The sequence below is a fragment of the Rhodococcus sp. EPR-134 genome, assembly GCF_001647205.1.
Classification (GTDB): Bacteria; Actinomycetota; Actinomycetes; order Mycobacteriales; family Mycobacteriaceae; genus Rhodococcus_F; species Rhodococcus_F qingshengii.
On record NZ_LVCT01000255.1, the window covers coordinates 1 to 4,420 of the forward strand.

Below are 4,420 nucleotides of genomic sequence, written 5' to 3' on the forward strand. Positions count from 1 at the left end.
CGACCGAGTTCCAGGGTTGGAAGGGCAAGCTCCGCGAGATGGTTCCGTCCATCGGCGTCAAGCTCACCGACAACGAAGGCCTGTTCAACCAGGTCTGGGATTGGTCCTCGAAGGTTCTCGAGCTCGATTCCGCCGGTGCTTCCGAATCGGCTCCGGTCGCGGATACCGCCGCGACTGTGTGATAGTCCAACCCATGACGGCAACAGCAGCTTTGAAGCGTTCATGGGCACTCGATCTCGACAACAAGACGTTCTACGAGTTGTTGAAGCTTCGAGTGGAGGTCTTTGTCGTCGAGCAGGCTTGCCCGTATCCCGAGTTGGACGGGCGGGACCTGCTGACGGAAACACGCCACTTCTGGCTCGAGCAGGACGGCCAGGTGGTGTGCACGCTCCGGCTGCTCGAAGAGCACGACGACGGAAACAAGAGCTTCCGAATCGGACGCCTGTGCACGTCGCGTCAGGCTCGCGGCCAGGGCCACACGACCCGCCTCCTGCAGGCCGCACTGGCCGAGGTCGGCGAAGCGCCGTGTCGGATCAACGCCCAGACCTACTTGGTCGAGATGTACGCCAAGCACGGATTCAAGGCTGACGGCGAAGAGTTCATCGAAGACGACATCCCGCACACCCCGATGCGTCGTGGTGGGGGAGAGCCTTTCGTGGCCGTCAGCTAGTTTGTCGGAGAATTGACCCTGGTCGGCTCGTGGGAAAGCGAGCCGACTAGGGTTTTTTCGATACCGAATGTTCGCGGGGAAGTCCTGTTCGATCCAGGCGCGGTCCCGCCACTGTGAAAGATCTCTCCTCTACCGATAAACCGGGAGATCTCAGCCAGGTTGCCGCGACATTCGAGTGCAGCCAAATTCTCGGCGAGGAAACCGAGAGGTGGAGGGATATCGACGTGCGAAGTGAAGAAGATCGACCAGTGGCGGGCTTCCCGTTCAGTGCTGTGGTCGGCCAGGATCAATTGCGATTGGCGCTGATCCTGTGTGCGGTGCATCCAGGGATCGGCGGGGTCTTGGTCCGCGGTGAGAAGGGAACTGCCAAGTCGACGGTCGTGCGCGCGCTGACTGCGCTGCTGCCCGCGGTCGACGACGCCGGAACGACACGACCGGCCCGCTTGGTCGAACTGCCCGTAGGCGCCACCGAAGACCGGGTGATCGGTTCGATCGACCTGGAGAAGGTTCTGCGTGACGGTGAGCGCGCATTCCAACCTGGACTGCTCGCCGCCGCTCACCAGGGTGTTCTGTACGTCGACGAGGTGAATCTGCTTCACGACCACCTGGTCGACGTGCTTCTCGACGCCGCGGCGATGGGCCGGGTTCACATCGAGCGTGACGGCATCTCCCATTCGCATCCGGCCAAGTTCGTACTCGTCGGCACGATGAATCCCGAAGAGGGAGAACTGCGTCCGCAACTTCTGGACCGTTTCGGTCTGGCTGTCGACGTCGCCGCGTCCCGCGACGTCGACATTCGCATGGAAGTGGTGCGTCGCCGACTCGACTACGAGCGTGACCCCGATGCATTTGTCGCTCGGTACGTATCCGCCGATGAGGAGTTGGCGTCCGAAATCCTCACGGCGCGTGAGAAATTGGACTCGGTCGAGCTGAGCAACCGCGAACTGCGTCGTATCGCCTCGCTGTGTGCGTCGTTCGACGTCGACGGTATGCGCGCGGACTTGGTGCTGGCGCGCACCGCGACGGCCCACGCTGCCTGGCGCGGCGACAGTGAAGTCACTGCGGAGGACGTACGAGTAGCGGCGGAACTGACGCTGCCGCATCGCCGCCGCCGCGATCCGTTCGACGAGCCCGGCTTGGATCAGCAGCAGTTGGACGATGCGCTCGAGCAGGCCGACCAGGATGCTCAGTCGCAGGTAGAGGACGACGCGCGCGACGGAGAGCCCGAACCTCCCGAGAATCACGAAGACCGTGGCCCGGAAGATGGCGGCTCCGATGACGGCGGTCCCGGACACGAAGGGCCGGACGACGACGGGCCTGACGACGACGGCCCGGACGACCCTGACGGACCTGGTGGGGGAGTACGCGCCACCGATCGCCCCTCGGCTCCACCGGCCGGCGAATTCAAGGCCAAGCTCCTCGAAGTTCCGGGAGTCGGTGAAGGTGCACCGGGACGACGCTCGCGGTCCATGTCGTCCCGTGGACGAGTTGTGCGGTCCACGCGGGAGCGTGGGCACGGATTGCATCTGACGAGCACGGTGTTTGCCGCAGCCGAGTCTCAAGTTGCCCGTGGTCGCACTGCTGGACGGTTGCGGCTGGCACCCGCTGATCTCCGCGGCGCGATACGTGAAGGGCGAGAAGGCAATCTGATCGTCTTCGTTGTCGACGCGTCGGGGTCGATGGCAGCACGCGACCGCCTCTCCGCGGTCACCGGTGCGGTTGTCTCGTTGCTTCGCGACGCCTATCAGCGCCGCGACAAGGTCGCCGTCATCACCGTCCGTGGTCGTGAAGCGGAGCTCGTACTGCCGCCGACATCTTCGGTGGACATCGCTGTCCGTCGCTTGCAGTCGATGCGTACCGGCGGCAAATCCCCACTCGCAGAGGGATTCCTGCGTGCTCGCGAAGTGGTTCTGCGTGAACGACTTCGTGACCCGCAGCGTCGCGCCCTCGTCGTCACACTCACCGACGGCCGGGCAACCGGCGGCAAGGACGCGCTGCACCGCGCCCGCGTCGCCGCGCATCTTCTCGCCGACGCGTCCGTCGCGTCCATCGTCGTCGACTGCGAGACCGGCCTCGTGCGTCTGGGGCTGGCGGCCGAGTTGGCGCGAGAACTACGTGGCGGATACGTCCGCCTCGCCGAATTGTCAGCGCAGCAGGTCGCGGGTGTCGTCCGCGCCGCAGCCTAGATCCCAGCTCAGGAGTTCACGATGCCCAAGGGTGTTCCCGAGACAGTTCCCGACGACGGTCTGACCACGCGTCAGCGTCGTAACGCGCCGGTACTTGCCGTGCACACCGGCCCGGGAAAGGGTAAGTCCACCGCCGCTTTCGGCATGGCGCTGCGTGCCTGGAATCAGGGGTTCGACATCGGCGTGTTCCAGTTCGTGAAGAGTGCCAAGTGGAAGGTCGGAGAGGAAGCCGCGTTCCGCGCGCTCGGAAACCTGCACGACGAAACCGGCGTCGGTGGGCCGGTGCAGTGGCACAAGATGGGCGAAGGTTGGTCATGGACACGCAAGGCCGGTAGCGAGGAAGATCATGCTGCTGCCGCTGCGGAGGGTTGGCAGGAGATCGCGAGAAGGCTTGCGAGCGAGGAACATCGATTCTATGTCCTCGACGAGTTCACCTATCCGCTCAAGTGGGGCTGGGTCGACGTCGACGAGGTCGTGCAGACACTGCGCGATCGTCCGGGCAACCAGCACGTTGTCATCACGGGACGCGACGCCCCGCAGGCGTTGATCGACGCCGCCGACCTCGTGACCGAGATGACCAAGATCAAGCACCCGATGGATGCCGGCCGAAAGGGCCAACGGGGCATCGAATGGTAAGTCCTTCCACTCCGGCCGTGGTGATCGCCGCTCCTGCCTCGGGTAGCGGAAAGACCACGGTGGCAACGGGATTGATCGGCGCGCTGCGACGGTCCGGTAGCAGCGTTGCACCCTTCAAGGTGGGGCCGGACTACATCGACCCGGGTTATCACGGACTCGCGGCAGGGCGGCCCGGACGCAACCTCGACACTGTTCTGGTGGGCCCGGATCGCATCGGACCGCTCTACCGGCATGGAACCGCTGGTTGCGACATCGCCGTGGTCGAAGGCGTCATGGGTCTGTTCGACGGGAAGATCGACGAGGCAAACTCGCAGCCGTCGGCGGAGGGATCGACGGCGCAGGTCGCGTCGATCCTCGGTTCGCCGGTAGTGCTCGTGATCGACGCCCGTGGGCACAGTCAGAGTCTGGCCGCCGTACTCCACGGCTTCGCGACCTACGACGCAGGTGTGCGCATCGGCGGCGTCATTCTCAATCGCGTCGGGAGCGCTCGTCACGAGCAGGTGTTGCGTCATGCGTGCGACAAGGTCGGCGTCGCAGTGCTCGGAGTTGTGCCACGGTTGACGGAACTCGAAGTTCCCTCCCGGCACCTCGGCCTGATTCCGGCGGCCGAGCACGGCGCCGCCGCTGTGGCCGCAGTGGACGCGATGTCCGATTTGATTGCCTCGCACGTCGATCTGGGTGCTGTTCGCGCATTGGCCGCCTCGAACGTGAGTGCAGCTGCATGGGATCCGGTTGCCGAGGTCGGCGCACACGCAGAGTCTCGGCCTGTGGTTGCCATGGCGGGTGGCCCGGCCTTCACCTTCGGCTACGCCGAGCACCGGGAGCTGTTGACTGCTGCCGGCGCGGACGTGCAGGTGTTCGACCCGTTGCGGGACGAGCTTCCCGCGGGAACTGCTGCTCTTGTCCTTCCTGGCGGGTTCCCGGAAGA

At 65.0% G+C, this 4,420-nt stretch carries 4 protein-coding genes and 1 pseudogene; all 5 read left to right on the forward strand.

Features of this window, described 5'->3' with window-relative positions; translation table 11 throughout:
* Positions 1-182, forward strand: a pseudogene (locus A2J01_RS11315) (malate:quinone oxidoreductase); the annotation flags it as partial.
* Positions 183-193: 11 nt separating this feature from the next.
* Entirely contained in the window at positions 194-670 is a 477-nt protein-coding gene (locus A2J01_RS11320; protein ID WP_064112715.1) for a GNAT family N-acetyltransferase, read from the forward strand.
* Between the two features lie 224 nt (positions 671-894).
* Positions 895-2,856, forward strand: coding sequence for a magnesium chelatase subunit D family protein (locus tag A2J01_RS11325; protein ID WP_064112716.1), 1,962 nt, complete (start codon positions 895-897; stop codon positions 2,854-2,856).
* A gap of 21 nt (positions 2,857-2,877) precedes the next feature.
* Complete coding sequence (cobO, locus tag A2J01_RS11330) at positions 2,878-3,492, forward strand: cob(I)yrinic acid a,c-diamide adenosyltransferase (protein WP_003942784.1); 615 nt, start codon at positions 2,878-2,880, stop codon at positions 3,490-3,492.
* Positions 3,486-4,420: cobyrinate a,c-diamide synthase (locus A2J01_RS11335; RefSeq protein WP_064112717.1), on the forward strand; the 935-nt coding region annotated here is incomplete at its 3' end. The genes cobO and A2J01_RS11335, both read left to right, overlap by 7 nt.

What these genes read in the sequence shown, in the direction of transcription:
- A2J01_RS11320 (WP_064112715.1), top strand. Translation starts at nt 194, where the DNA reads ATGACGGCAACAGCAGCTTTGAAGCGTTCATGGGCACTCGATCTCGAC.
- cobO (WP_003942784.1), top strand. Translation starts at nt 2,878, where the DNA reads ATGCCCAAGGGTGTTCCCGAGACAGTTCCCGACGACGGTCTGACCACG.